The 24,786-nt window shown below is 64.9% G+C and carries 28 protein-coding genes and 1 pseudogene; 11 read left to right on the top strand and 18 right to left on the bottom strand.

Features of this window, described 5'->3' with window-relative positions; all coding sequences use genetic code 11:
• Positions 1-82 precede the first annotated feature (82 nt).
• Positions 83-1,015, bottom strand: coding sequence for a DMT family transporter (locus I6F28_RS02850; RefSeq protein WP_035998893.1), 933 nt, complete (start codon positions 1,013-1,015; stop codon positions 83-85).
• A gap of 423 nt (positions 1,016-1,438) precedes the next feature.
• Between I6F28_RS02850 and I6F28_RS02845 the strand changes: the two genes are divergently transcribed.
• Together I6F28_RS02845 and I6F28_RS02840 are read left to right on the top strand one after the other, a co-directional pair.
• Positions 1,439-2,731 carry an adenylosuccinate synthase gene (locus I6F28_RS02845; protein ID WP_225139234.1) on the top strand — a complete coding sequence of 431 codons (1,293 nt, stop codon included), beginning with the start codon at positions 1,439-1,441 and terminating at the stop codon, positions 2,729-2,731.
• Positions 2,732-2,768: 37 nt separating this feature from the next.
• Positions 2,769-4,189: pseudogene (locus I6F28_RS02840) on the top strand (hypothetical protein).
• A 121-nt stretch (positions 4,190-4,310) separates the two neighbouring features.
• Here the strand turns inward: I6F28_RS02840 and I6F28_RS02835 are convergent.
• From I6F28_RS02835 to I6F28_RS02825, 3 genes are all read right to left on the bottom strand, one after another.
• Positions 4,311-4,583, bottom strand: coding sequence for a hypothetical protein (locus I6F28_RS02835; RefSeq protein WP_036022099.1), 273 nt, complete (start codon positions 4,581-4,583; stop codon positions 4,311-4,313).
• A 252-nt stretch (positions 4,584-4,835) separates the two neighbouring features.
• Positions 4,836-5,054: a PIN domain-containing protein gene (locus I6F28_RS02830; RefSeq protein WP_036022080.1), complete on the bottom strand. Its 219-nt coding sequence runs from the start codon at positions 5,052-5,054 to the stop codon at positions 4,836-4,838.
• Between the two features lie 35 nt (positions 5,055-5,089).
• Positions 5,090-5,332, bottom strand: coding sequence for a hypothetical protein (locus I6F28_RS02825; RefSeq protein ID WP_036022082.1), 243 nt, complete (start codon positions 5,330-5,332; stop codon positions 5,090-5,092).
• Between the two features lie 142 nt (positions 5,333-5,474).
• On the opposite strand from I6F28_RS02825, the gene I6F28_RS02820 reads away from it, so the two are divergent.
• Both I6F28_RS02820 and I6F28_RS02815 read left to right on the top strand, forming a co-directional pair.
• Positions 5,475-5,900, top strand: coding sequence for a DUF5413 family protein (locus I6F28_RS02820; protein ID WP_035998913.1), 426 nt, complete (start codon positions 5,475-5,477; stop codon positions 5,898-5,900).
• 58 nt (positions 5,901-5,958) lie between these two features.
• A complete protein-coding gene (locus I6F28_RS02815) occupies positions 5,959-6,501 on the top strand; it encodes a DUF4112 domain-containing protein (protein WP_225126252.1) in 543 nt (180 codons plus the stop codon).
• A 237-nt stretch (positions 6,502-6,738) separates the two neighbouring features.
• Here the strand turns inward: I6F28_RS02815 and I6F28_RS02810 are convergent, their stop codons facing one another.
• The 11 genes from I6F28_RS02810 to napE all read right to left on the bottom strand — a co-directional run bounded on the left by I6F28_RS02810 (position 6,739) and on the right by napE (position 15,997).
• Positions 6,739-7,032, bottom strand: a complete 294-nt coding sequence (locus I6F28_RS02810) for a hypothetical protein (RefSeq protein ID WP_024337713.1) — start codon at positions 7,030-7,032, stop codon at positions 6,739-6,741.
• 212 nt (positions 7,033-7,244) lie between these two features.
• Complete coding sequence (locus I6F28_RS02805) at positions 7,245-7,409, bottom strand: DUF3309 family protein (RefSeq protein WP_035998916.1); 165 nt, start codon at positions 7,407-7,409, stop codon at positions 7,245-7,247.
• A gap of 109 nt (positions 7,410-7,518) precedes the next feature.
• Positions 7,519-7,938 carry a peptide-methionine (R)-S-oxide reductase MsrB gene (gene msrB / locus I6F28_RS02800; protein WP_109142549.1) on the bottom strand — a complete coding sequence of 140 codons (420 nt, stop codon included), beginning with the start codon at positions 7,936-7,938 and terminating at the stop codon, positions 7,519-7,521.
• A 30-nt stretch (positions 7,939-7,968) separates the two neighbouring features.
• On the bottom strand, positions 7,969-8,673 hold the full coding sequence (gene msrA / locus I6F28_RS02795) for a peptide-methionine (S)-S-oxide reductase MsrA (RefSeq protein WP_057028015.1): 705 nt from the start codon (positions 8,671-8,673) through the stop codon (positions 7,969-7,971).
• Positions 8,674-8,901: 228 nt separating this feature from the next.
• Entirely contained in the window at positions 8,902-10,281 is a 1,380-nt protein-coding gene (locus tag I6F28_RS02790; RefSeq protein WP_225139233.1) for an alpha/beta fold hydrolase, read from the bottom strand.
• Between the two features lie 160 nt (positions 10,282-10,441).
• Complete coding sequence (locus tag I6F28_RS02785) at positions 10,442-11,557, bottom strand: ATP-dependent DNA helicase (protein WP_128264114.1); 1,116 nt, start codon at positions 11,555-11,557, stop codon at positions 10,442-10,444.
• Between the two features lie 266 nt (positions 11,558-11,823).
• Complete coding sequence (locus tag I6F28_RS02780) at positions 11,824-12,477, bottom strand: NapC/NirT family cytochrome c (protein WP_035998932.1); 654 nt, start codon at positions 12,475-12,477, stop codon at positions 11,824-11,826.
• Complete coding sequence (locus I6F28_RS02775) at positions 12,474-12,944, bottom strand: nitrate reductase cytochrome c-type subunit (RefSeq protein ID WP_035998936.1); 471 nt, start codon at positions 12,942-12,944, stop codon at positions 12,474-12,476. Before I6F28_RS02775 ends, I6F28_RS02780 begins: the two co-directional genes overlap by 4 nt.
• The gene (gene napA / locus I6F28_RS02770) at positions 12,941-15,454 is read right to left on the bottom strand and encodes a nitrate reductase catalytic subunit NapA (RefSeq protein WP_074447709.1); all 2,514 of its coding nucleotides are present in this window, start codon (positions 15,452-15,454) and stop codon (positions 12,941-12,943) included. The genes I6F28_RS02775 and napA overlap by 4 nt, the downstream gene beginning before the upstream one ends.
• 16 nt (positions 15,455-15,470) lie before the next feature.
• On the bottom strand, positions 15,471-15,785 hold the full coding sequence (locus I6F28_RS02765; RefSeq protein ID WP_036022112.1) for a chaperone NapD: 315 nt from the start codon (positions 15,783-15,785) through the stop codon (positions 15,471-15,473).
• Positions 15,786-15,811: 26 nt separating this feature from the next.
• Positions 15,812-15,997, bottom strand: coding sequence for a periplasmic nitrate reductase, NapE protein (napE, locus tag I6F28_RS02760; protein ID WP_225139232.1), 186 nt, complete (start codon positions 15,995-15,997; stop codon positions 15,812-15,814).
• 230 nt (positions 15,998-16,227) lie between these two features.
• Between napE and I6F28_RS02755 the strand changes: the two genes are divergently transcribed.
• From I6F28_RS02755 to I6F28_RS02735, 5 genes are all read left to right on the top strand, one after another.
• Positions 16,228-17,433 carry an LLM class flavin-dependent oxidoreductase gene (locus I6F28_RS02755; RefSeq protein ID WP_225139231.1) on the top strand — a complete coding sequence of 402 codons (1,206 nt, stop codon included), beginning with the start codon at positions 16,228-16,230 and terminating at the stop codon, positions 17,431-17,433.
• A gap of 256 nt (positions 17,434-17,689) precedes the next feature.
• Complete coding sequence (locus I6F28_RS02750; RefSeq protein WP_225139455.1) at positions 17,690-18,649, top strand: DUF3618 domain-containing protein; 960 nt, start codon at positions 17,690-17,692, stop codon at positions 18,647-18,649.
• An 11-nt stretch (positions 18,650-18,660) separates the two neighbouring features.
• On the top strand, positions 18,661-19,338 hold the full coding sequence (locus I6F28_RS02745) for a hypothetical protein (protein WP_036022119.1): 678 nt from the start codon (positions 18,661-18,663) through the stop codon (positions 19,336-19,338).
• Positions 19,335-19,751, top strand: coding sequence for a phage holin family protein (locus I6F28_RS02740; RefSeq protein WP_036022122.1), 417 nt, complete (start codon positions 19,335-19,337; stop codon positions 19,749-19,751). The genes I6F28_RS02745 and I6F28_RS02740 overlap by 4 nt, the downstream gene beginning before the upstream one ends.
• Positions 19,748-20,482, top strand: coding sequence for a hypothetical protein (locus I6F28_RS02735; RefSeq protein WP_225139230.1), 735 nt, complete (start codon positions 19,748-19,750; stop codon positions 20,480-20,482). The genes I6F28_RS02740 and I6F28_RS02735 overlap by 4 nt, the downstream gene beginning before the upstream one ends.
• Positions 20,483-20,566: 84 nt before the next feature.
• Here the strand turns inward: I6F28_RS02735 and I6F28_RS02730 are convergent, their stop codons facing one another.
• The 3 genes from I6F28_RS02730 to I6F28_RS02720 all read right to left on the bottom strand — a co-directional run bounded on the left by I6F28_RS02730 (position 20,567) and on the right by I6F28_RS02720 (position 23,383).
• A complete protein-coding gene (locus I6F28_RS02730) occupies positions 20,567-21,046 on the bottom strand; it encodes a DUF2269 family protein (protein ID WP_225126236.1) in 480 nt (159 codons plus the stop codon).
• Positions 21,046-22,320: an SDR family oxidoreductase gene (locus I6F28_RS02725; RefSeq protein WP_225139229.1), complete on the bottom strand. Its 1,275-nt coding sequence runs from the start codon at positions 22,318-22,320 to the stop codon at positions 21,046-21,048. Before I6F28_RS02725 ends, I6F28_RS02730 begins: the two co-directional genes overlap by 1 nt.
• Before the next feature lie 157 nt (positions 22,321-22,477).
• Positions 22,478-23,383 (bottom strand): LysR family transcriptional regulator, encoded by a 906-nt coding sequence (locus I6F28_RS02720; protein ID WP_225114793.1) that lies wholly within the window; start codon positions 23,381-23,383, stop codon positions 22,478-22,480.
• Positions 23,384-23,484: 101 nt separating this feature from the next.
• Between I6F28_RS02720 and I6F28_RS02715 the strand changes: the two genes are divergently transcribed.
• Both I6F28_RS02715 and I6F28_RS02710 read left to right on the top strand, forming a co-directional pair.
• Complete coding sequence (locus I6F28_RS02715) at positions 23,485-23,751, top strand: hypothetical protein (RefSeq protein WP_225139228.1); 267 nt, start codon at positions 23,485-23,487, stop codon at positions 23,749-23,751.
• 192 nt (positions 23,752-23,943) lie between these two features.
• Entirely contained in the window at positions 23,944-24,720 is a 777-nt protein-coding gene (locus I6F28_RS02710; protein WP_225139227.1) for a helix-turn-helix transcriptional regulator, read from the top strand.
• Positions 24,721-24,786 lie beyond the last annotated feature (66 nt).

Raw genomic sequence — 24,786 nt, 5'->3', positions numbered from 1 at the left:
GACAACCCCTCATCCGGCGCTTCGCGCCACCTTCTCCCACAAGGGGAGAAGGGAAGTGCAGCGAGCGCTTCGATGAAGCCGCCTAACTTGCCTGCTTTCGCGACGCCGCGAACACGCCCGCCAGCACCAATGCGAAACCGATGAAGTGGAACGCCTGCGGGTGCTCGCCCAAAAACGCCATCGCCATGATCGAGCCGAACACCGGCACGACGTGGAAGAACGGTGCGGCGCGGTTGGCGCCGATCAGGCGCACGCCGCGATTGAAGCAGAGATAGGCGAGCGTCGAGGGAAAGACGGCGACGTAGAACAGCGTCAGGAGGTTCGGCCCGTCGAGCTTCATCACCGGGCGAGCAGACAGTTCCCAGATCTCCAGCGGAATGAGACAGGCGGCGCCGCAGCCGAAGGTGAAGGCGAGGAACGAGAGGCCGTGCATCGGCGGCCGCCTCAGTGACAGCACCGAATAGAGCGCGAAGATCAGGAGCGCGAGCAGGAAGATCAGGTCGCCCTTGTTGAAGTCGATGCTCGACAGCGTGGTGAAATCGCCATGCAGCAGGATGGTCAGCACGCCGCACATCGACAGCAGCACGCCGAAGGCCTGCGCGGCGGTGAGACGAATGCCGAGGATGACCAGCGACCACAGCGCCACCAGCAGCGGCGCGGCCGACTGCAGCAGCAGCGTGTTGAGCGCCTGGGTGTGCTCCAGGGCCCAATATTGCAGCGTGTTGAAGGCGCCGATGCCGGTGACCGAGAGCGTGACCATCAGGCCGAGCTTGCCGCGGATCGCCGGCCAGTCCTGCACGAGGTGCTTGAAGGCGAACGGCAGCACCAGCAGGAAGGCGAAGAACCAGCGCAGGAACGACAGCGTCACCGGCGGAATGTGGCCGGCAGCGAGCCTACCGACGATGGCGTTGCCGGCCCAGCACAGCGCGGTGATGCTGAGCAGCAGGTAAGGCTGGTTGGCGATCCAGCTGTGGCCGGATGTTTCCGCGGGCGTGGTCTGGCCGGTGGCGGACATTGTGATGGTTGAGCCCCGCGTCGAGTACGCCGAGCCCTCCGGCCCGGCGAGGTCCGGGCCGGCTGATCACCCGGCAGGTCCAAAGACACGGAAAACCAGGTTGCATCAACGGGGACGGGCGCATCGCGACCATGCTGGCGGCGAAGGCGGCCTCTCCCGCTTTGGTCGAAGCCGCCTGCGCCGGCCCGCCAGGGTCCGGGATTTTCCGCGGATATCAAGGGCTTGGACCGGACGTTGGACCCCGAAAAAGCCCCGTTCTTGCTTGCCTAGAAGGGCTGCTTCCTTTATCCGGTTGGCTGCCTTGCGTGCGGGCGGCTCCGGCTGCCGATTGGGCTGGGCGCAGGCGTGATCCCGGAAGAGTGGGCACCGGTTTTCCGCGAGGATCATGCCTTCTAGAGACAGATTGAACAGGATTACCCGCGAATGGCCAATGTTGTCGTCGTCGGCGCCCAGTGGGGCGACGAAGGGAAGGGCAAGATCGTCGACTGGTTGTCGGAGCAGGCGGATATCGTCGTCCGCTTCCAGGGCGGCCACAATGCCGGCCACACGCTGGTGATCAACGGCAAGACCTACAAGCTCGCGCTGCTGCCCTCCGGCGTGCTGCGCGAGGGCAAGCTGTCGGTGATCGGCAACGGCGTCGTGTTCGATCCCGCCGCTTTCCTCGACGAGGTCGCCAGGCTCAGGTCGCAGGGCGTCGATGTCAGCCCCGACAACCTGCGTGTCGCCGAAAACGTCACGTTGATCCTGCCGCTGCACCGCGAGCTCGACGCGCACCGCGAATCCGCCAGCGCCGCGACTGCGATCGGCACCACCCGCCGCGGGATCGGGCCGGCCTATGAAGACAAGGTCGGCCGCCGTGCCATCCGCCTGATGGATCTGGCCGATCATCAGACGCTGCCACACAAGATCGACCGCCTGCTGGCGCACCACAACGCGCTGCGCCGCGGCCTCAACCTGCCGGAATTCGACGGCGCGGTGATCCTGAAGGAGCTGATGGCGATGGCGCCGCAGCTGCTGCCCTATGCCGAGACGGTCTGGCGGCTGCTCGATATCGAGCGGCGCGCCGGCAAGCGCATGTTGTTCGAGGGCGCGCAAGGCGCGCTGCTCGACGTCGACCACGGCACCTATCCCTACGTCACCTCGTCCAACACGGTGGCGGCGCAGGCCGCGACCGGCGCCGGCCTCGGGCCGGGCGCGGTCGGCTACGTGCTCGGCCTGTGCAAGGCCTACACGACCCGCGTCGGCCAGGGCCCGTTCCCGACCGAGCAGGACAACGAGATCGGCCGCAAGATCGGCGAGCGCGGCCGCGAGTTCGGCACCAATACCGGCCGTCCGCGCCGCTGCGGCTGGTTCGACGCCGTGCTGGTCCGCCAGGCGGTCCGGACCTGCGGCATCAATGGCCTGGCGCTGACCAAGCTCGACATCCTCGACGGCTTCGATTCAATCGAGGTCTGCACCGGCTACAAGCTCGACGGCAAGGAGATCGACCATTTCCCGGCCGGCGAGGGCGCGCAAAGCCGGGTCGAGCCGATCTACGAGACCATCGAGGGCTGGAAGGAGCCGACCGCCAATGCGCGGTCCTGGGCCGACCTGCCGGCGCAGGCCATCAAATATGTCCGGCGGATCGAGGAATTGGTGGGATGTCCGGTCGCGCTGCTTTCCACCAGCCCGGAACGCGAAGATACTATCCTGGTGCAAAATCCGTTTGAGGCTTAACGATATCTTACCGGGACGCGCGTATAGTTGAGTAGAAATGGCTGATTACTATCCGCTGATCGCCCGCGCTATTGCCGCCCTGGACCCCAACGCTCCCGGCGAAAGCCGTCGCGCGCTCTATGAACGGGCGCGCACGGCCCTGATCGCGCAGCTGCGCAGCGTGCAGCCGCCGCTCTCCGAATCCGAGATCACCCGGGAACGGTTGTCGCTGGAGGAGGCCGTCCGCAAGGTCGAATCGGAGGCCGCCCAGCGGGCCCGCGAGGCCTCGCGTCCCGGTGGCGCCGCCCGCTCCGGCTCGAGTGGCGATGCCTTCCGCCGCGCCAGCACCCGTGCCACCGAGGCCAACCCGGCAGCAGTGCCGCCGCGCACGCGTCCGGCCCCGACGCCGCCGCGCGCCGACCGCCCGTCCTTCAACGTCGATGATCAAGGCGAGGCCCCGCGGCCGACGCCAACGATCTCGGCGGTGCCGCCGCGCAGGCCAGCCGCGCCGCGCGCCGCACCTACGCCAACGTGCCCTCGCCCTCGCCGGAATTCGACCGGCTGGAGCCGAGCCTGGAAAACCGCGCCGGCGAGACCGAAGCGCCCTATTCCTACGACGAGTCGATCGAGGAGGCCGAGCGCTACGCGCCGCAGCCGCCGTCGCCGCGTCCGCGCATCGCCCCCGATCGCGACGTCAAGAAGCGCGCCCGCACCGGCTCCGCCTTTCCGTTCAAGAGCGCGATTGCCGTCGGCATCGTGCTCATCCTGGTCGGCGCCGGCATTCTCTGGGGCAAGCAACTGGTCCAGATCGTCAACGGCTTTCTCAAGCCGTCCGCGACGCAAGTTGCTGACACGCCGACGACGCCGGCGCAGCCGCAGAGCAAGCCCAAGATTCCCGATCGCGTCGGTCAGCCCTCGGCGGACCAGCCGGTCGCGCCGGTGGCGCAGAAGGTCGTGCTCTACGACGAGGATCCGTCCGATCCGAAGGGCAAGCAATATGTCGGCTCGGTGGTGTGGCGGCTCGAGCCGATCAAGGCCTCGGGCAACCAGAAGGCCGATGTCGCCGTGCGCGCCGACATCGAGATTCCCGACCGCAAGTTCAAGATGACGATGTCGTTCCGCCGCAACACCGATTCCTCGTTGCCGGCGAGCCACACGGCGGAGCTGACCTTCATCCTGCCGCAGGATTTCCCCGGCGGCAGCGTCTCCAACGTGCCGGGCATCTTGATGAAGTCGAACGAGCAGGCCCGCGGCACGCCGCTCGCCGGCCTCGCGGTCAAGGTCACCGACGGCTTCTTCCTGGTCGGCCTCTCCAATGTCGACGCCGACCGCGCCCGCAACGTCCAGCTCCTGAAGGAGCGCTCCTGGTTCGACGTGCCGCTGGTCTACGCCAACCAGCGCCGCGCCATCATCGCCATCGAGAAGGGCGCCCCCGGCGAGCGCGCCTTCAACGACGCCTTCGCGCAGTGGGGCGATTAAGGCTCTTCTGTCATTCCGGGGCGCGCGTAGCGCGAACCCGGAATCCATTTCACCGCGTCACATGCCGCCCGATGGATTCCGGGCTCGTGCTTCGCACGCCCCGGAATGACGTCCGAGAGGACTACTGCGCCGCGGCTTCCCGCTTGCGCGATGCCGCGGCGGCGGCGTGCTGGCGGTCCATCACGGCGCGGCAGCCGGGGCTGACCTGCGCCTTGTTCCGCACCATGCAGGCGGTGATCCGCGGGATGTCGGGAATCTCGCTGGAGCACAGCCGCATGGCGTCACCCGAGCACATCTGCTGGGCTTCTTGCGTGAAGGCGAAACTGGGTGAGGTCTGGAGAGCGAAGGTGGTGGCGACTGCGAAGAGCGAAGCGATGGTCTGAAGGCGTGTCATGTGGAATGGATCCCCGAGTTCCCTTAAGGCTTGAGCCGCTTGGTTTTGGGGCGCCGCACGCGGCTTGATCTGCCGCATGTCGCAGCCTTCACGTCGGGAGCTTCGATCCCGCGTGTGGTCGCTCGACTTCTTGATGCTCGAATCGAAAGTGCTGCGCCGCCCGAGCGAAGTATGCGCCATTGTCACGCGCCCGCAATGGCCGGCACAAAGGAATTCGCAATTGTTGCACGCCAGTCACGTCGCGCGATCAGATCAGCCGATCGGAGACGCTTGTTCCTCATCGCTCGCGCCGAGAGCGGCGGCGTGCTCCTCGACAGCGGTAACGCCCTTGGGCGTCAGCTCGAACAGATCGCCGTCCTTCATCACGTAGCCGTCGGCGATCAATTGCCCCATCTTGCCATGCCGGTCGTCGGCAAAGGCAACGGACTGGCTGATGTCCCGCAGGATCGAGAGCTCTTCGTCGTGCAACATGGCGTCACTCTCCGTTCGCGGGTATGGGTCCGTCCTCACATGCCGTGGCTCTGAAACACCTTGCTGCAGGACTTCGACAGCTTGGCCCGGTTGGCTTGCAGGCAGCTCTGCACCGCGCCGTCATTGCCGAGGTCCTTGCGGCAGAAGCGCTGCGCATCGCGCGTGCAAGCCTGCCGCTCCTGCGGCGTGCCCATATGGCCTTGGGCCAGCGCGGGTGCCGTCGGCAGGCTGCTCAGGGCCGCCAGCGCGATCGTCGCCAGGAGAAATTTGCGGGCCATCGGCGGCTCCAGTCTGCCAGCGGTCAATTCAGGTCCAGCATGAACTCATCGCCTTGCCACTTGTTCCCCTTAAGGAGCCCGGCGCCCGCTGTTCAAGGTTCCCGCTGCGCTGCTATAACGCCTGCAGAGTGTGAGGTGCTTGATGAAACGCTATCTGGTATTTGCGCTGGTCGTCCCATTCATCGGCGGGTTCCTGCTGCTGCTGACGACGACCTACCAGTCCGGCTATTGGGCCCAGACCAACCTCGGCGAGGTCGGCAAGCTGTTCGCGGTGTTCTTCAAGACGCTCCAATACAGCTACCTGTTCGGGTTCTTGCCTGCGCTGATGATCGGCGCAGTCGATGACATCCTGATCCACATCCGCCGGATTGGGCCGGTCTTGCGGATGCTCCTGGTCGGCCTGTTCGCCTTCGCTCTGGCCTCGCTCACCCACAGCTCGCGCGGGCCGGATTCGGGCGCGGTGCAGTTCATCTTGTACGGGCTCGTCGGTTTCGTGCCGGCGGTGATTTCATCCTGGCTGGTGCATCGCTACGTCGAGGAGCCGCAAGCCGCGCCGGTGCCGACCTGACGCGCGGCGTTCGGGCGCGGCCGCAACCTCCGCCGCGCTGGCGCGTTCACTGAAGGCCATGGCCATGCAAGACGACGACATCCTCGCTCCGCGCAAATCCCGTTCCGGGAGCGGCCCGCATGCGCGCTTTTCGCGCGATGAGGCGCGCGGCCCGATCATCGACCAGGACGGCCACGAGATCAGGCCGGAAAGCCTGGAGCAGGGATTTCGCGAGTTTCGTTTCGAGTTCGGTCAAGGCAGCCCGTTCGGCAATCTGACGCGCGAGCAGCGGATCGCGCGGCTCGAGGCGATCGCCAAGCTGCTCGACGTCGCCTTCATCCTGCCCGGCACCAACATCCGCTACGGCATCGACGGGCTGATCGGATTGATTCCCGTCGTCGGCGACATCATCACCACCGCGATCTCGCTGTGGCTGGTGCGCGAAGCCCGCGCGCTGGGCGCGCCCTGGCACATCACGGCGCGCATGCTCGGCAATGTCGCGGTCGACGGCGTGGTCGGCCTGGTCCCGTTCGCGGGCGACGCCTTCGACGTCATGTTCCGCGCCAACACGCGCAACGTCCGCCTGCTCCAGCGCTGGCTGGAAAAGCAGCCGCGGATGTAGCCTGGCTGAGAGCGCTCGCCGCGAGTCCGATTGGTCGACAATGCGCTCGATCTTCCAGAGTCGTCATTGCGAGCGTAGCGAAGCAATCCAGAATCTTTCCGCGGAGGGACGCTGGGTGCTTCGCTGCGCTCGCAATGACGGATGAGAGATAGCGGATGAGAAAGCCCCAAACACAAAAGGCGCGACGACCTTTCGGCCATCGCGCCTTCTGCGCACATCGAACTTTGTTGCGAAAGCTTACGCCGCGTCGGCGTCGGTCTCCGCGGCCGGGGCCGGCTTGGGCCGGCGGGGCAGCGGGAAGGCATCGCTCTCGTACAGCGAGCGGATGCCGTTCTGGTCGAAGCGCGCTTCCTCGACCTGGAGATAGGCGCCGTTCAGCGAGTCCGTCGGCAACTGCTCCATCGCGAACTGCACGGCCTCGGCCGCAGTGCCGAACCGCCGATAGGTGAAGCCCGCACGCTTCTTCTTGCGGATGGCGGCGGGGAAGAGTTCGGCGGAGGTGTTGAAGTTGAACGGACGCAGTGGACGCATGGTCAAAGACCTCGTGATCTTCTCTGGGGCTTTAAGCGCGTGGGGTTGGGGAGGGCAGGGGCCGCAATCGAGCGGGCCCGCCGCATGTCGTTGTCGCCCTCTAATATAGGCCGATTTGACAAAAATGCGACCCCCGCGATGCGAGATGATGAATCAGCGCATGGCAGCCCCGCGGGGACGAAACCTATCGATATCTCAAAGGCTTATGTGACTTAAACTTTGCCAAGAAGCAGCAGCACGACCAGGATGACCAGCACGACCCCGCCGATCCCGATGCCGGAATGGCCAAGGCCATAGCCGTAGCCGCCGAACCGGCCGGACAGGCCGCCGACGAGATAGATGATCACCAGGATGATCAGGATGGTCCCAAGCGCCATGGCATCCTCCCTGGCGGCCACCGAAATGCGATGATCGGCCGCACCGCCAGAGCAGAAAAGCACATCGCGCCGCCGGGTTCCATGGGGGAACCCGGCGGCGGGCTTGGGTTTATTTGGGCTCGAGCTTCAGGGCCGCGGAATTGATGCAGTAGCGCAGGCCGGTCGGCCCGGGGCCGTCGGGGAAGACGTGGCCGAGATGGCCGCTGCATTTGGAGCAGAGCACCTCGGTGCGGATCATGCCGTGGCTGGTGTCCCGCTCCTCGTCGATGTGGCTCTCGATCGCGGGCTGGGTGAAGCTCGGCCAGCCGCAGCCGGAATCGAACTTGGCATCCGACTCGAACAGCACATTGCCGCAGCCGGCACAGACATAGGTGCCGGCACGGTGGTCGTGCTCATATTCGCCCGAGAAGGGACGCTCGGTCGCCTTCTCGCGCAGCACGGCGTATTGCATCGGCGTCAGCTCGCGCCGCCACTGCTCTTCACTCTTGATGACCTTGTCGTCGGTCGCTTTCGTCTTGGTGTCGGGCATGGGTCTCCCGTTGCTTTGGGGATCTCGCGATCAGTTGGTGGCCTTGCCGGCATTCACCAGCGTCGGCTTCTCGATGTAGTTATCCGCGAACAGCTTTTTCAGGTTCTCGACCTTCGGGATGTCGTTATAGACGATGTAGGGCTGGTTCGGGTGCAGCGTCAGATAATCCTGGTGATAGGCCTCCGCCGGATAGAACGCCTCCAGCGCGCCGATCTTGGTCACGATCGGCTTGTTGAACACCTTGGCGCCGTTGAGCTGGGCGATATAGGCCTCCGCGACCTTCTTCTGCTCGTCCGACGTGGTGAAGATGGCCGAGCGATATTGCGGGCCGACGTCGGGACCCTGGCGGTTGAGCTGGGTCGGGTCGTGCACCACCGAGAAGTAGATCTGGAGGATCTTGCCGTAGGAGATCTTCTTCGGGTCGTACTTGATCTCGACCACCTCGGCATGGCCGGAGCGGCCGCTCGACACGGTCTTGTAGTCGGCGGTCGCCTTGGTACCGCCGGCATAGCCGGAGACCGCGTTGACGACGCCTGCGGTGTGCTGGAAGACGCCTTGCACGCCCCAGAAGCAGCCGCCGGCGAGCACGGCGGTCTGGACGCCACTCGCGGGCGCCGCGTCCAATGTAGGGGCTGGGATAACGACCGCCTCCTCCGCGGCCCGCGACGGCATCACGAAAGCCAGCGTCAGGGCGGTGGTTGCGGCCAGCAGGGTGGCGAGGGCGGTTCGGCGCATGGGCATCCTCTTTCGGAAGGGCTGACAGTCTAGGGCGGTCAGGACCGGGCGAACAGCCTGCCCGGCCGCGTTTTCGCATCATCCGAGATACGGGCCGTACCGCAGATTGTTACGCCGGGGCGGACACGAGACCGTGAGGACGCGGCTGACGCGGCGACGGGCCGGCTTGGCGGGATGCGGAACTCCGCGCTAGATGATTTTTACTTCGTCGCTGGGAAGTAGCCGCGCTCACGCCAGCGAATTGAACCAGTCGAACGCCGTCGCGTGTCCGCTCAGAACGGCCGCTTCGCCATACAGGCTTGACAGGAACGTGCCGCGATGGCTTGCGCCATTGACCGCGACGCCCGCGGCGAAATGCCCGCCGGCGGCGATCGCGGGCCGCACCAGCCGGGGATGCAGGGCCTCATCCGCCAGCCCGTAGTAAAATCTGATCGGGGAATCGTACTCCCAGAACGTCGCACCATTGCCACCAAGGCGGCGCAGCAATGCGCTGTTGGTATCGTTGGTGAAGCGGTCGAAGAAGCCTTCGACCAGGAAATCGCCCGCCGCAGGAATGCTCTTCGCGATCTCGCCGTCGAGGCTGTAATCGGACCAGTATCTCTCCGCGAACGCCTGATACTGGGGCTTGACCGCCGTCTTGAACAAGTCGGTCAGCCCGTAATAGCGCCGATAGCTGCCGAGCAGGACGATCAAGCAAGGTGTGATCCAGACCGGCGGCATCGGGTAGGACGTCTCATTGGCCGGAATATAGAGCTTCGGATCGGTCCAGTAATGAAAGCTCTCGGCGAGATCGTTGAACGGACTCTGTGTTGCGGTCGCCCGCACCTTGATGCCGCGGCGCTGCAGCTCCTGTTTCAGCCACTGCGTGTTTAGGGCGCCTTGCGACCAACCGTTCAGAAACAGGTTTGATTGGCGCAGGCCCAGGGTCCGCAATTCGTGCAACCCTGCCGTCAGGATGTCGAGGCAGCATGGCACCGTCGCGCCCTTCACGGCATAGGCTTCGCTCCGACCGTCGCGATGGAGGCCCTTGCCGATGTAGTCGGCGGCGATGACGGCATAGCCGTTGCCGGCGAAGCGCTGGATGTTGAACAGGGTCTCGAGCGAATCGACATTGTCGCGCAGCTCGTAATTTTCCTCCTTCAGCCGCAGCAGGTTCGATGGGACCTGGTCGAAGGAGAGGATCGTGCCGTGCTGCCATGACAGCAGCGGCAAGGCGCCGCGCGCGCCGACCGGAACCGCAAGCAGGCCGCTGACCTTGACGCGTTCTCCGGTATCCGGGATGCGTGTGAAGGTGACGATGCGCCGCAGCTCCACGTCGTTTCGTGCCGCATATCTTTCGGGAAAGGCAGCTGGCAGGATATTGCCTTCGTTGAAGACGGCATAGAACTTTGCGGCCAGCGTATTGAGCCGTTCCTTGGAGACGCGCACAGGCTTGCCCGCATCCGTGCGTCGTACCTGCGCCGGCAATGCAAAAGCGGTGTCCGGAATTGTGGTCGAGAGCGCAAGGCCCGCTGCCGCGCTTCCGGACTTGAGGAAGCTCCGGCGGCTCACTGCAACATCATCGAGCCGGCGATCGAGGTCATCAGGCTTTGTCGCGCGCGAGGTCATGCGTTCCACTCCGAGGCAGATCGCAAGCTGATACAGCACAAAGCCTAGCGGGCAGTGAACGCACCTCGTCGTGGCTGCTCATCGCGTGCGGGAGTGGTTCGTTTGAGCGCAGCTACATGCGAGTGCTTTTGTATTGAATATTGATCGAGCTACGGCAGCTTCATACCACCACGCTCAGCCGTTTCGCGGCACGCGTGATGCCGGTATAGAGCCACCGCGCCCGCGAATCCTGGAACGCAAAGCTCTCGTCGAACAGCACGACGTCGTCCCATTGCGAGCCCTGCGATTTGTGCACGGTCAGGACGTAGCCGTAGTCGAACTCGTCATAGGGCTTGCGCTGCTCCCAGGCGATCTGCTCGACGCCGCCCTCGAAGCAATCGGCGCGCACTGAGACCTTGGTCACCTTGTGACCGAAATCCTCATCCGGCGACAACCGCATTGAGAGGATGCGCGATTTCGATCGAGAGGTGTTCCGCGACTTGACGCGCCACAGGCCGCCATTGAACAGGCCCTTCTTGCGGTTGTTGCGCAGGCACACCAGCTTGTCGCCGGCGACCGGGAACTGGTCCTCGATGTTCTGGCGCTGGCGCACCCGCATGTTGTAGGCGCGGCGCGTGTTGTTGCGGCCGACCAGGATCTGGTCGGCGCCCATGACGCGATCGGGGTCGAGCTCCTTGCGCGTGACGACCTCGCTCTCGCCGTAGCGGCCGATGTCGAGCTCGCGTCCCTCGCGCACGTCCATCGACATCCGCACGATCGGATCGTCCTGGGCCTGGCGATGCACCTCGGTCAGCATCGCGTCCGGCTCGGAATTGGTGAAGAAGCCGCCGCCCTGGATCGGCGGCAGCTGCGCGGGATCGCCGAGCACCAGCAGCGGGCAGTCGAACGACATCAGGTCGCGCCCCAATTCGGCATCGACCATCGAGCATTCGTCGATCACGATCAGCTTCGCCTTCGACGCCGGCGCATCGTCCCACAGCTCGAAGCTCGGCTGCTCCTCGCCGGATTCGCGGGCGCGGTAGATCAACGAATGAATGGTGGAGGCGCCGTCGCAGCCCTTGTTGCGCATGACGAGGGCCGCCTTGCCGGTGAAGGCGGCGAACTTCACCTCGCCGTCGACACCCTCGGCAATGTGCCGCGCCAGCGTGGTCTTGCCGGTGCCGGCAAAGCCGAACAGGCGGAACACCGGCGGCGTGCCGCCCCGTCCCGGCTTGGCCTTGAGCCAGTCGCCGACGGCCTTGAGCGCAGCATCCTGGTGCGGGGTGAAAGTGGCCATGTCTGTCTTGAGGGAGCGGCGAATGAGGCGATTCGCCTTCCCCCAAACTAACCATTCGCCCCGCTGGTTCAAGCGCGGGCCCGTCGCATTTGAAGTCCGTTCCCGGCCGCCATCCTTCGAGACGCCCGCCTTTGGCGGGCCCTCAGGATCAGGGCGGAGTGCGCGGCGGCATTTTTGGCGGGCAAGATGCCGTTGAGCCTCATCCTGAGGAGGCTGCGAAGCAGCCATCTCGAAGGACGAGGCGTTCGCTCAGGCGTCGCCAAACCCTACTGCCAGCCGGGAACGCCGCGCATGTCGGGCAGCTGGTGGGCGATGCCCTTGTGGCAGTCGATGCAGGTCTTTTCCTTGGTGAACAGGAAGCGCTGGTGCGCCACCGAGGCCCGCGGCGACTGCTTGGTGATGTCCATGGAATCGGCGCTGTGGCAGTTGCGGCATTCCAGCGAGTCGTTGGCCTTGAAGCGCGCCCATTCGTGCGCGGCGAGCTCGAGCCGGTGATCCTGGAATTTCTCGCGGGTGTCGATCGTGCCGAAGATCTTGCCCCAGACCTCCTTGGAGGCCTGCATCTTTCGCGCGATCTTGTCGGTCCAGTTGTGCGGCACGTGGCAGTCCGGGCAGGTCGCGCGCACGCCGGAGCGGTTGGTGAAGTGGACGGTCGACTTCAGCTCGGCGTAGACATTGTCCTTCATCTCGTGGCAGCCGGTGCAGAACTTCTCGGTGTTGGTGATCTCCAGCGCGGTGTTGAAGCCGCCCCAGAAGATCACTCCGGCGACGAAACCGGCCAGCACCAGGGTGCCGAGCGCGAACACCGAGCTCGGCCGGGTCAGCACCTGCCACAGCTCGAGCAGGAACGCCCGGCTGCGCGCGATGACGCCGCGCTTGGCATTCAGCTCCGCGTTGGGATCGTCGGCAGTCGTCGTCATCTGCGGCCACCCGGGCTTGCGCGTGACAGCAGCGTGTCGATGTCGGTGAAATCGTTGCTGACCGGAGGATTGGCGGTGTTCTGCGGCACGTGGCATTCGGTGCAGAAGAAGCGGCGCGGCGAGACCGAGGCCAGGAACTGGCCGTCGCGATCCATGAAGTGCGTGATCGACACCATCGGCGCCTGCGACTCCGCCGTGCGCGCCCGTGCATGGCAGGACAGGCATTTGTTGCCGTTGAGGTCGACCTGGTAGCCGTCGATATTATGCGGGATGACGGGCGGCTGCTCCGGATAGTTGCGCACCTCCTTCTCGGAGGTGTTGCGGTTCGGCAGCATCGGCGGCGCCGGGCCCTCGTCGTTGAGCGGGGTCGGGCCGCGCAGGCCGGAGGTCACCGTCTGCGCCGTCAGCGAGCTCGTGCCCGCTGCGATCGCGAAGGCGAGCAGGATGATTGCGGATCGTTTCATCATGACATGTTCACCCGCTCGATGCGCACGGCGCATTTCTTGAAGTCGGTCTGCAGCGAGATCGGATCGGTGGCGTCGAGCGTCACCTTGTTGATCAGCTTGGATTCGTCGAACCACGGCACGAAGACGAGGCCGCGCGGCGGCCGGTCGCGGCCGCGCGTCTCGACGCGGGCGCGGATGAAGCCGCGGCGGGAGACCACCTTCACCTCGTCGCCGCGGCGCAGCTTCGCCTCCTGCGCATCGTCCGGATGCATGAAGCAGACGGCTTCGGGAAAGGCCTTGAACAGCTCGGGGACGCGGCGCGTCATGGTGCCGGAATGCCAGTGCTCCAGCACGCGGCCGGTGGAGAGCCAGTAGGGATATTCGTTGTCGGGCGATTCCGCCGGCGGCTCGTAGGGCAGCGCGAAGATGCGGGCCTTGCCGTCGGCATGGCCGTAGAACTGCACGTTGGTGCCCTGCTTGACGTAGGGGTCGCTGCCTTCGCGGAAGCGCCACTTGGTCTCCTGGCCGTTGACGACGGGCCAGCGCAGGCCGCGCTCCCGGTGATAGGTGTCGAACGGCGCGAGGTCGTGGCCATGGCCGCGGCCGAACTGGGCATATTCCTCGAACAGGCCCTTGTGGACGTAGAAGCCGAACGCCTTGGATTCGTCGTTGGCATAGCCCGGCTCGATATCGGTGACCGGGAATTTGTCGACCTGGCCATTCTTGTAGAGCACGTCGAACAGGGTCTTGCCGCGATATTCCGGCTTCTTGGCGATCAGCTCCGCGGGCCAGACCTCCTCGATTCTAAAGCGCTTGGAGAACTCCATGAGTTGCCAGAGATCCGACTTCGAGTCGCCCGGCGCGGGGACGAGCTGGTGCCAGAACTGGGTGCGCCGCTCGGCATTGCCGTAGGCGCCTTCCTTCTCCACCCACATCGCGGTGGGCAGGATCAGATCGGCGGCGAGCGCCGTCACGGTTGGATAGGCGTCGGAGACCACGATGAAATTGTCGGGGTTGCGGAAGCCTGGATAGATCTCCTCGTTGACGTTGGGACCGGCCTGGAGGTTGTTGTTGACCTGCACCCAATAGGCGTTGATCAGGCCGTCCTTCAGCATCCGGCTTTGCAGCACGGCGTGCGCGCCCGGCTTGTCCGGAATGGTGCCTTCGGGCAGCTGCCAGATCTGCTCGGTGTGGTCGCGATGCTTCTTGTTGGTCACCACCATGTCCGCGGGCAGACGGTGCGAGAAGGTGCCGACCTCGCGCGCGGTGCCGCAGGCCGAGGGCTGGCCGGTCAGCGAGAACGGGCTGTTGCCGGGCGCGGAGATCTTTCCGGTCAAAAGGTGGATGTTGTAGACGAGGTTGTTGCACCAGACGCCGCGGGTGTGCTGGTTGAAGCCCATGGTCCAGAACGAGACCACTTTTGTCTTCGGGTCGGCATACAACTCGGCCAGCGCCTCGAGCCGGTTCAGCGGCACGCCCGACATTTGGGCGGCTTTCTCCAGCGTGTACTCCGACACGAACTTGGCGAATTCGTCATAGCTCATGTCGGTGGCGTCGTTGGGTTTCGCCGCGCCCGTCGCCTTCTTCTGCAGCGGATGCTCGGGCCGCAGGCCGTAGCCGATGTCGGTCTGGCCGCGCTTGAACACGGTATGTGCGGCAACGAAGTCCTTGTTGACGCGACCGGTCTTGATGATGTGGTTGGCGATGGCGTTGAGGATGTACAGGTCGGTGTGCGGCTTGAACACCATGCCGATGTCGGCGAGGTCGAACGAGCGGTGCTCGAAGGTGGAGAGCACGGCGACGCGGACATGCGGTGCGGACAGCCGGCGGTCGGCGATGCGCGTCCACAGGATCGGATGCATCTCCGCCATGTTGGAGCCCCACAGCACGAAGGCATCGGTGGCCTCGATGTCGTCGTAGCAGCCGGCCGGCTCGTCGATGCCGAAGGTGCGCATCATGCCGGCGACCGCCGAGGCCATGCAGTGCCGCGCATTGGGATCGATGTTGTTGGTGCGGAAGCCGGCCTTGAACAGCTTGACGGCGGCATAGCCTTCCCAGATCGTCCACTGGCCGGAGCCGAACATGGCGACGCCGTTGGGGCCGCGCTTCTTGATCGCTTCCTTCCACTTCAGCTCCATGATGTCGAAGGCTTCGGTCCAGGTGACGGGCGTGAACTCGCCGTTCTTGTCGTACTTGCCGCCCGTCTTGCGCAGCATCGGCTGCGTCAGCCGGTCATGGCCGTACATGATCTTGGAGAGGAAGTAGCCCTTGACGCAGTTGAGGCCGCGATTGACCTCGGCCTTGATGTCGCCATGGGTGGCGACGACGCGGTTGTCCTTGGTCGCGACCATCACCGAGCAGCCTGTGCCGCAGAAGCGGCAGGCGGCCTTGTCCCATTTCAATTCGCTCTCCTTCCGCTCGGCGGCGAGGTTGGCGGCGAGCGCCGGTGCCGGCAGGCCGGCGGCGGCCGCGGCGATCGCGGCGGCCTCGAGCTTGAGCATCTGGCGGCGGTCGAGCTTCGGCGATGTCATGATGGCTCTTCCTGACTCAGGCGGTTTCAATGGCGTGGAAGACGAGCGCTGCGGAATAGACGTTCGGCAGCGACTGGATGGTGTTGAGCATGGTGCCAAGGCTGCCGGCATCCGCCGCTTCAGCCACGACGACGAGCTTTCCGCGCGCGTCGCGGCCGTGGATCTCGCAGCCGGGCAGCGCGGCAATCTCGGCTTCGAGTTCGGCAAGGCGTTCGGGCCGCGCCTGCACGATGATGCTGGCGATCTCGGCGCCCGGCGGCGCGATGACGCGGTCGGCGCTGAGCACCCGGCCGGTGATCAAGGCGCGGCGGTTGAGTGTGGCGTGAGCCATGATGCCTGTCTTTCGCTAGTTGCCGATCAATGCGGGGAGGGCGGCGGGCCGGGAGGGCCGGCGAACATCTGGTAGATCCAGACGCCGAGCCCGTAACTGCCGACCGTCCCGACCGCGAGCATGGGCATCACGATCGCGGTCAGGAACAGGAAGGCGAAAATCTCCATGCGCTTACGGCGCACGCGCGACGTCGTGTCGTCAGGGGCCGACATATTCGGTCTCTTGAAGCTGTGGGGAATCGTGACGGCATCCGGGCCGTCGCCTTGCTGCACTTTAGATACGTTCCACCCGACAGCGCGTTGATTTGGATCAATGTCGGTTGGCTGCCTCTCGCTGCGCCGGAGGATGGATCGTCTCCCACGTGGCGGAATTGCGCATCCGTAGACAGCGTCGCCTCGCGCATTAAGATGCCGTTAACAACAACAAGCGGGAGAGCGACGCCATGAAGTTCGGCATCTTCTACGAGCTGCAGCTGCCGCGGCCCTGGGCGGCCGGCGACGAACTCGCCCTTTATCAGAATGCGCTCTCGCAGATGGAGCTCGCCGACAAGCTCGGCTACGACCATGCCTGGGTGGTCGAGCATCACTTCCTCGAAGAATATTCGCACTCGCCCTCGCCGGAATCGTTCCTGGCTGCCGCAAGCCAGCGCACCAAGAACATCCGGCTCGGCCACGGCATCCTCCAGCTCACCACCAACCATCCGGCGCGCGTCGCCGAGCGCGTCGCGGTGCTGGATCTGCTCTCGAACGGCCGCTGCGAGTTCGGCATGGGCGAGAGCGCCTCGATCACCGAGCTCGAGCCGTTCGGCCGCGACATGGAGACCAAGAAGGAGGTGTTCGAGGAGGCGGTCGCGGCCATCTTCCCGATGTTCAAGGACGCAGGCTCAGAGCATCACGGCAAATATTTCGACATCCCCTTGCGCAACGTCGTGCCCAAGCCGGTGCAGAAGCCGCACCCGCCGCTGTGGATGGCCTGCTCGCAGCTGCCGACCATCGAGCGCGCCGGCCGCCACGGCTTCGGTGCGCTCGGCTTCCAGTTCGTCAGCGCCGATGCCGCGCATGCCTGGGTGCACGCCTATTACAACGCCATCACCAAGCGGCTGCACAAGCTCGCCGACTACGAGATCAATCCGAACATGGCGCTGGTCTCGTTCTTCATGTGCGCGAAGACGGATGAAGAGGCGCGCGCCCGCGCCGACGGCGCCACCTTCTTCCAGTTTGCGCTGCGCTTCTACGGCGCCGCGCAGAACCGCCAGCGCCCCGCGCCCTACACCGTCAACATGTGGGACGAGTACAACAAGTGGAAGCGCGACAATCCGCAAGCCCAGGAGGCGGCGCTGCGTGGCGGCCTGATCGGCTCACCCGACACGATCCGAAGGAAGCTGAAGCGCTTCCAGTCCTCGCACATCGACCAGGTCATCCTGCTCAACCAGGCCGGCAAGAACAGCCACGAGCATATCTGCGAGTCGCTGGAGCTGTTCGGCCGCGAGGTGATGCCGGAGTTCCAGAACGATCCGGCGCAGGCGGCCTGGAAGCAGGGCGTGATGAGCGGCGAGATCGAGCTGGAAGAGATCGATACCGAGGCTTTCACCGATCGCTACGGCAAGCTGGCGATCAACGTGGCCCCCGCGAAGGCGGCGGCGGGGTAGCCTGTAAGCAACGACAGGTCCTGCTTCCTGGTGCTGAAGCGGTGCGGTGAGCCGCGCATCAGTGCGGCGTTTTGACCCGGAGCAGACCTTTCGAACCCTTCCGCATCCAGCAATGGCTAGGCGGCCGAGGTCGCGCGCCGTTGCGCTGCTTCACGCATATCGTCGTCCCGGCAAGCGCCCAAGCGGCGCGAGGAACGATTCAACACAGCGTGAGTTCGACCTCAAATCTAAGAAACAAAGGCAAGAGGGTAACGCGATGACACGATCCGTGGAGGAGTTGAGACGCGAGTCCGAGCGTAGCCGCGCCGAGCTGGCGGCAACGGTCGGACGGTTGAAGGAGCAGATATCGGACACCGCCGAGGACATTCGCCACAAGGTCTCGCCGCAGCACATCAAATCCGAAGTTACCGAATACGTCAGCCACAAGACCCAGAGCTGGGTCGAAGGGCTCAAGCAACAGATCATGGACAACCCGATGGGCGCAGTCGCCGCGGGCGCCGCAGTCGGCATTCCGTTGCTTCGGTTGGTGCGAGGTACGCCGTTGCCACTTCTCATGATCGGCGCAGGACTCGCTCTGACCTCGAAGACGGTGCGCGATCGTGCTGCAGACGTCACCGCCCCGGTCATGGACAAAGCCGGGCACATGCTTGAGGAGGTGGCCGAGAGCGCACGGGCGATGCAGGGTGACGCCAAGGAGACGCTATCCTCCGCGCAAAGCCGAACCGCTGGCATGGCTGATGACGCGCAGGAGAAGGCCGCCGGCATTGCCGCCGATCTGCGGGAGAGCGCGGCGCGTGCTGCCAGTTTTGCGAGTGAAAAGCTCAAGAGTGGCATGAATGCAACCAGGGATGCCGCCGCGAGCGCGCCTGACCAGGCCCGGCAGGCCATTGGCGACAATGCTGCGCTCATCGGCGGCCTGGGCATCGCGATCGGCGCCATCATTGCGGCTGCTCTTCCCGAGACCAAGGTCGAAGCTAAGGTTATGGGCCGGACGAGCGACGGGGTGAAGCAGGCTGCTGCCGCCGCGGCGCAATCCGGGTTCGAGGCCGCAAGAGACGCCACCACGTCGGCGGCCGATGCTGCGGCGCAAAGGGTCGCCGATGCTGATCTCGGCACCCATGCCAGCCGCATGACGCAGAACATGGCGGACACTCTGAAGGAGGCTGCGGACGACGTCGTCAAAGCTGCCTTTAGCCCCTCTCAAACCAAAACCTGAAGGAAACCATCATGAGCGATTTGGACCCGCAGAACGTGAAGCAGTTCACAAAGAACCAGGACAAGGGCACCGCGAAGGACATGAAAGAGCAGATCGGCGATGCCGGAGCGGAGATGAAGCAGCGCGCCGGCGATGCGTTCCGGGCATCGGCCGACGTCGCGCGAGACAAGTTCGGCGAGGCCGCGGATGCAGCAAAGGGCGTCGCGGACGGAACCATGGACCAGATTCAGAGCCAGGCGCGCGAACAGCAGCGATCGGGCGCCGATTTCGTCGAGCGCCTCGCGGCCAACATCCGCGAGGCCGGACGGGCTTTCGAGAGCGACGTACCGTTCGCCGCACGCGGCATCGGTTCGGCGGCGGACTATGTCGAGGATGCCGCCCAGAAGATTCGGGACGGAAGCTTCCGAGATCTTGTCGCAGGCGCGACCGATTTCGCCAAACGTCAGCCGGCCGCCTTTCTTGGCATATCGGTGCTGGCTGGCTTCGCGGCCGTTCGCTTCCTGAAGGCATCGGGCGGACAGTCGTCATCCCAAGGGCAGCGCAACACCCCCGGCAGCACGTCGGGGAGCGGGCAAACGTCGGGCGGGAGACCGTTTTCGGCGGGAGAGCAAAACTGGAATCGGGAGTCCGGGACCCGTAACCCCCATACGCAACAATCCTCATCCTTCCAGGGCAGCACGTTACCATGAGCATCGAGCGCGATATCAAAACCAGCAAAAGCGAGTTCAGGGAAATCTCGACGCTGCTCGGCGATGCCATGTCGCAGTTCGCCAAGCTGTTCCAGAACGAGATCGACCTGGCAAAGGCAGAAGTTGGCGAGAAGCTCCAGAAGATCGGCGGCGCCGTCGGCTTGATCGTAGGCGGCGCCGTTCTGGTGATCCCGGCCATCGTCATGGCCTTGTTTGCCCTCTCGGCCGCATTGATCTCCGCAGGATGGTCGCAGCCACTGTCATATCTGACATCGGCAGTCATCGCTGCGGCCATCGCCGCCGCGCTGGTGGCCATGGGCATGAACCGGCTTGATATGCGTCAGCTGGCTCCCCGCGAAACGATCGGCCAGCTGGAAAAAGACAAGGACACCGTGAAGGGAATGGTGCGATGAGCAGCACGAAAACCGGTTTTATCGACAATCTGGTAACGGCCGCCAGGGACAATCCGCTTGCCGCGGCCCTCATCGGAGGCGGCGCGCTTTGGCTATTGGCCGGCGACCAGAAGTTAAAGACTGTAGCGCGTTCTGCTGCCGAGGCCGTCGAACCCGTTGCCGACTTAGGGACGCGCGGCTTCAGCTCGGCAGCATCCGCGATCAAGCGGACCGTGGCGCCGCCGACCGCCCCCGAAATGGACAACGACGGCTCGCAAGGGGTCGGGGAGACCCTGCGTGGCGCGACCGCCGCCGCTTCCGATACTATGTCGCAGGCCGCCGAGGGCGTCCGGGATCGTTTCGACGAGGGCGTCGCCTTCGCGCAGGAGCAATTCAGCAAGCTGGGCAATGCGCTTCCGAACAAGGACACCATGGCGAGTGCGAAGTCGTCACTGGCAGACATGCTGGAGCGGCAACCGCTCGTGCTGGGGGTCGTGGGCATCGCAATTGGTGCGGCCGTGGCGGGCGCGTTCCGCGCCTCCGAGATCGAGAACCAGTACATCGGAGACGTCAGCGACGACGTGAAGGCTGACCTGAACCGGCGCGCCGGTGCGGTCTCGCAGGCCCTGCGTGAAGCCTCGGACACGGTTGTCTCGGAAATCAGCGATACCGGCGCCGAGATTGTGGACCGAGTCAAGCAGGCCGGGATGGACGCTGCGGCAGCTGCCCGCGCCGAGGTGAAGGCTCCGTAGTGAGGCGAGGGAGAGCGGGATGCGCTGGCCACGCGCCTCGCTCTGGTTGGGTGATCAGGCAGGTGAGTTGTCCTGAAGGCGAACCTAATCCCAGTATGGAATGGCCGGACGGGCGATCATCAGCCAGAAGATCATCAGCACGGCCGCGAAAGCCGGAAAGCCGAACGCGAACCACCACCAGAAGAGACGGTGATAGCGGGCGGGCAGCTTGCCGTTGCTCGCGACCGCCGCAACGGCGAGATCGCGCATCTGCATCTGCATCCACACCACCGGCAGCCAGAAGGCGCCGATCACGAGATACAGTGCAATCGACGCCGCCACCCAGCCGTCGCCGAGGGAATACCCGCTCGACCAGGCGAGCCATGTCCCGGTGATCGGCTGCAGGATCACGGCACTCGCCGTGAACAGGAAGTCGGCCAGCACCACCGTGCGCGCGACGCCCGCGATCTCGCGCGGGTCGCCGCGCAGATGTGCCACCAGCATGAAGAAGGCGATGCCGGCCCCGGTGCCGAGCAGCACGGCAGCGCCGATGATGTGCGCCATCTTCACGAGGAAGTAGAGCATCAGCGATCCTCCCGGATCGCCATGGCGACCAGGTTGAGCATGATCACCGGCCAGATCTTCAGCATCGGTCCCAGCGGATCGGCCCACAGCCGCGGCACCAGGACGGTGCCGATCACGGCATAGGTGAGCGAGATGATCAGTGCGGCCCAGAGTCCGTAGCGGCTCAGAGGCCGCCAGAGAATGGCGATGCCGATGACGATGTCGGCGAGCGCGCCGGCGGTGACGACGAGCGCCGCGACGTTTCTTTGCAGCCCGCCTTCAAGCAGCAACGACATGCCGATGTCCCAGCCCGCGCTCAGCGAGATGATGCCTGTGGCGATCCAGAACGCGCCGAAGACGCCGAAGATCAGCGGCTTGAGCGCATACAGCTGTGCAAACCAGCGTTCCTGCACCGACGCAGGCTCGCGTGCGAGCGCGGTTTCGAGATCGCGCGGTGGAGTGCCGGTCAATCGACGCCAGGGCTCGGGATCGCCGGTCGCGCCGCGGCGCATTTCCGCCTGTGCCGTCGTGTTGATGGGCGTTGGCCATCCCAGCATCTGCGCAACGTCGCCCGCACGATAGGCAATTGAAGCCGCCCAGCGCGGCAGCTGCAGGCGATAGGCCGGGCGCCAGCGCAGCCAGGCGCGAAACAGCGCGACCGCATCGCTGAAGGCGATCCGCCGCGGGCCGGCCAGATCGACCGCGACCCGTGAAGGCGCGCCGGGCTGCAGGAAGAACAGCACGGTCTCAACGACGTCGTCGAGATGCACCGGTTGAATCGCCGCCGTGTCGGGCATGACCGGCAGAACCGGCAGCGCCGCCAGCCCGCGCAGCAGCGCGCTGCCACCATAGGCGGGCCGGCCGACCACGACAGAAGGCCGCAGCACCACCCAATCGAGCTCCCGCGCCATCAAGGCGGCTTCGCCCTCGCGCTTGGTGCGGGAAAAATCGCTGAGCGCATCGACATTGCTGCCGATTGCCGAGAACAGGATGACCCTGCGGACCCCGGCGGTCTCGCAGGCCGCATAGAGTGCCGCGCTGCCGGCGACATGAACGCCTTGCATGTCCTGTCCCTGCAGCGCACCCGCTGCATTGATCACGGCATCGACGCCGGCGAGAAGGCCCTTCCATTTCGACACATCGGTGGTCCGGGCGACGTCGAGCGCGACGTGGCGAGGATCGTGCGCCGCCGCGGGATGACGCGACACCAAGATGCAGTCATGTCCTTCGGCGGACAGCCTGGCGTGGATCGCCGATCCGATAAGTCCTGTAGCCCCGACGAGAAGGATGCGCATCGACTGATCCTTCGATGAGCGGCCTGGGCAACGCCCTGATCAAGCCTTGAAGATACGGACCAATAAAGCGGGGCTGCAATCGTTCCTCGCGGGGGAACTGATGGGTTTGGCTGCAGGCAGAGAACCGGACACCCCGCCCCGCGCAGCTCCCTTGAAGTCAATGGCGGATGATCGAAAGGGTACGGAGCGACGCAGCGGCGTGATCCGCGAATGCCCTCACAGCCGGTGCGGTGCGCCGGGAACCGGGAATCACGACTTGAACCGGTACGGCCGGCGGCTCATAGGCCGGAAGAAGACGCACGAGCTTGCCTGACGAAATCTCGGCTTCGACCTGATAGGATAACAGTCGAGCGATGCCTTGGCCCGATGTCACGGCGGCAATGACCGTGTCGAGATCTGTCGTCATGAGGCGCGGCATCATGCGAACCGTGTGCAAGCGACCTCGATTCTGAAAACGCAGTTCGGTCGGCCCCGCAAATCCGGAAAAGAACACGACATCGTGCTTCGGTATGTCTCGCGGATGTCGAAGCTCAGGTTGCCTGCGCAAGTAGGAAGGGCTGGCGACCAGGACGCGACGGACCGACCCCACTGATCTGACGACGAGGCGCGAGTCGCGCGGCTGACCTATCCTGACCGCAACATCGATGCCTTCACTGATCAGGTCGAGCGATCTTTCGCCCATGACGAGCTCGATACGGATCGCCGGATGAGCGTCAAGGAAGCTCGATACGATCGGAGCGACATGACGGCGTCCGAAGATGGTGGGAGCGGCTATTCGCAGGATACCGTGCAGCGGAGCCCCCTCCGTCTCGACAAGCCTGCTCATGACGGTCGAGTAGCCGTTGACCAGCTCGCGGGCGCGCTCAGCAAAGTGGCGTCCGGCATCCGTCGGTGCAAGGCGGCGGGTTGTTCGCTCCACCAATCGTCTTCCGACCCTTTCCTCGAGGGCCGCAAGCGCGCGAGTGACCGCGGGAGGCGAACGCTTCAATCGCTTTGCTGCGCCTACCAGACTTCCAACCTCAACTATCGCGACGAATGTCGCAAGTTCATCGAGCCTGTCCATCGGATCATTCCCCGAAATGGAATTGTGACTTTCAGCATTAATTCTAGTGCAATTCAGGAGGTCGTAATAGCCTTCGAATGCGGTCGGCAGCGGAGGCGATCATGATCGCGGCAGCGCGAGAGGCCATAAAGGCTGATAACGCAGACGCAGCGCTCGCGTTTTTCAACGAGCATCATTGCCCCGCCTTTGTTTCGCAACTCGTTTCGAAAGGTGCCCTCATGCCCGCAGCATTGGAATTTCTGTTGTGGTGTGTCGCGCTCGCAACGTGGCTGATGCTTCTTTGCGCGCTGGTCAGTGAGCGCTTGAAGCGGCTCTCAAAGCTTTTCAGTCATCTGCGCGAGATTGCTTTCAGGCACAGGGTGAAGTGACTCGGTGGGGCCATCGGATCAGCCTCATCTGAGAAAATCGCGACGATGCCGTCTCGAAGGGGGAGGCGCAGCGTGAGACCCGCCAATGTTGTCTGCAACAGCCGAGCGGCCTTGGGCGGTGCTCGTGAGCGCTTCCGGTAAGATTCCGTTGCTGCTATCCTCTCGCAAAAGAGCGTCTTGCGGAGGAATACGGTGCGACCCAACGGGACAACCTTTCATCCGTCGGCCGGCGATGTCACGCCCGCGGTGCTCGCCATCGGCCGCTCCGATTTTCCCGATGTGCTCATCGACACGCTGCGCCGGCGGGCCGATGTCGGCCATTGCATGGTGTTCGCGCTGAGCCGGGCAGGCGCGGCAAGCTGCCTGCTCGATGCCGGCAACATCCCGATCGGCGCCGATCTCGGCGCCGCCTATGCCGGCCAGTTCCACGAAACGGATCCCAACCGCGATGCGCTGTTCGAAGGCGAGGGCGGCGCGCAGATCATGCTGCCTCGCTTCGCGCCGCGCATGTACGGCGCGCGCTATCGCAAGATCTTCTTCCAGGATTCCGGCATCGTCGACAAATGTGCGACCGCGATCTGGACCGGTGACACCTGCTTCTACGTCAACTTCTATCGGATCGCCGCGCAGGGCCGCTTCAGCGCCGCCCAGCGCGAGCGGCTCGGGGCGATCGCACCGGCGATCGCAGCCAGCGTCGCCCGCCATTTCCAGGAGAAGCCGACGTCCGATCTTGCGTCCCTGTTCGCGACGCGCAAGCCGCTCTCCGCGCTCACCCTGCGCGAGCAGGAGGTCTGCCGCCATATCCTCGGAGGCTTCAGCTCGGAGGCGATTTCGCAGGCGCTCGGCATCAGCCTGCATTCGATCCTGACCTACCGCAAGCGCGCCTATGAGCGGCTCGGCATCTCCTCGCAGAGCGAATTATTCGGAATTGTGCTGCGCCTGCTGACGGGTCCGCGCGGCCTGAACTAGGGGCTCCAAGTCCGCGATGTCTGTGTCCATCCAACTTTAGTTGAAGCATTTGGCCTATCATCCGAT

Source organism: Bradyrhizobium sp. NBAIM14 (assembly GCF_020193895.1).
Classification (GTDB): Bacteria; Pseudomonadota; Alphaproteobacteria; order Rhizobiales; family Xanthobacteraceae; genus Bradyrhizobium; species Bradyrhizobium yuanmingense.
This window is presented reverse-complemented; position numbering and strand designations above follow the sequence as displayed.

Coding starts and splice junctions, on each gene's coding strand:
- I6F28_RS02750 (WP_225139455.1), top strand. CDS start 17,690: ATGACACGATCCGTGGAGGAGTTGAGACGCGAGTCCGAGCGTAGCCGC.
- I6F28_RS02820 (WP_035998913.1), top strand. CDS start 5,475: ATGAAACGCTATCTGGTATTTGCGCTGGTCGTCCCATTCATCGGCGGG.
- napA (WP_074447709.1), bottom strand. CDS start 15,454: ATGACATCGCCGAAGCTCGACCGCCGCCAGATGCTCAAGCTCGAGGCC.
- I6F28_RS02790 (WP_225139233.1), bottom strand. CDS start 10,281: ATGACCTCGCGCGCGACAAAGCCTGATGACCTCGATCGCCGGCTCGAT.
- I6F28_RS02810 (WP_024337713.1), bottom strand. CDS start 7,032: ATGCGTCCACTGCGTCCGTTCAACTTCAACACCTCCGCCGAACTCTTC.
- I6F28_RS02725 (WP_225139229.1), bottom strand. CDS start 22,320: ATGCGCATCCTTCTCGTCGGGGCTACAGGACTTATCGGATCGGCGATC.
- I6F28_RS02785 (WP_128264114.1), bottom strand. CDS start 11,557: ATGGCCACTTTCACCCCGCACCAGGATGCTGCGCTCAAGGCCGTCGGC.
- I6F28_RS02850 (WP_035998893.1), bottom strand. CDS start 1,015: ATGTCCGCCACCGGCCAGACCACGCCCGCGGAAACATCCGGCCACAGC.
- I6F28_RS02780 (WP_035998932.1), bottom strand. CDS start 12,477: ATGACGACGACTGCCGACGATCCCAACGCGGAGCTGAATGCCAAGCGC.
- I6F28_RS02830 (WP_036022080.1), bottom strand. CDS start 5,054: ATGTTGCACGACGAAGAGCTCTCGATCCTGCGGGACATCAGCCAGTCC.
- I6F28_RS02765 (WP_036022112.1), bottom strand. CDS start 15,785: ATGGCTCACGCCACACTCAACCGCCGCGCCTTGATCACCGGCCGGGTG.
- I6F28_RS02755 (WP_225139231.1), top strand. CDS start 16,228: ATGAAGTTCGGCATCTTCTACGAGCTGCAGCTGCCGCGGCCCTGGGCG.
- I6F28_RS02720 (WP_225114793.1), bottom strand. CDS start 23,383: ATGGACAGGCTCGATGAACTTGCGACATTCGTCGCGATAGTTGAGGTT.
- I6F28_RS02815 (WP_225126252.1), top strand. CDS start 5,959: ATGGCCATGCAAGACGACGACATCCTCGCTCCGCGCAAATCCCGTTCC.
- I6F28_RS02775 (WP_035998936.1), bottom strand. CDS start 12,944: ATGATGAAACGATCCGCAATCATCCTGCTCGCCTTCGCGATCGCAGCG.
- I6F28_RS02740 (WP_036022122.1), top strand. CDS start 19,335: ATGAGCATCGAGCGCGATATCAAAACCAGCAAAAGCGAGTTCAGGGAA.
- napE (WP_225139232.1), bottom strand. CDS start 15,997: ATGTCGGCCCCTGACGACACGACGTCGCGCGTGCGCCGTAAGCGCATG.
- I6F28_RS02745 (WP_036022119.1), top strand. CDS start 18,661: ATGAGCGATTTGGACCCGCAGAACGTGAAGCAGTTCACAAAGAACCAG.
- I6F28_RS02825 (WP_036022082.1), bottom strand. CDS start 5,332: ATGGCCCGCAAATTTCTCCTGGCGACGATCGCGCTGGCGGCCCTGAGC.
- I6F28_RS02805 (WP_035998916.1), bottom strand. CDS start 7,409: ATGGCGCTTGGGACCATCCTGATCATCCTGGTGATCATCTATCTCGTC.
- I6F28_RS02835 (WP_036022099.1), bottom strand. CDS start 4,583: ATGACACGCCTTCAGACCATCGCTTCGCTCTTCGCAGTCGCCACCACC.
- I6F28_RS02715 (WP_225139228.1), top strand. CDS start 23,485: ATGATCGCGGCAGCGCGAGAGGCCATAAAGGCTGATAACGCAGACGCA.
- I6F28_RS02735 (WP_225139230.1), top strand. CDS start 19,748: ATGAGCAGCACGAAAACCGGTTTTATCGACAATCTGGTAACGGCCGCC.
- I6F28_RS02730 (WP_225126236.1), bottom strand. CDS start 21,046: ATGCTCTACTTCCTCGTGAAGATGGCGCACATCATCGGCGCTGCCGTG.
- msrB (WP_109142549.1), bottom strand. CDS start 7,938: ATGCCCGACACCAAGACGAAAGCGACCGACGACAAGGTCATCAAGAGT.
- I6F28_RS02845 (WP_225139234.1), top strand. CDS start 1,439: ATGGCCAATGTTGTCGTCGTCGGCGCCCAGTGGGGCGACGAAGGGAAG.
- msrA (WP_057028015.1), bottom strand. CDS start 8,673: ATGCGCCGAACCGCCCTCGCCACCCTGCTGGCCGCAACCACCGCCCTG.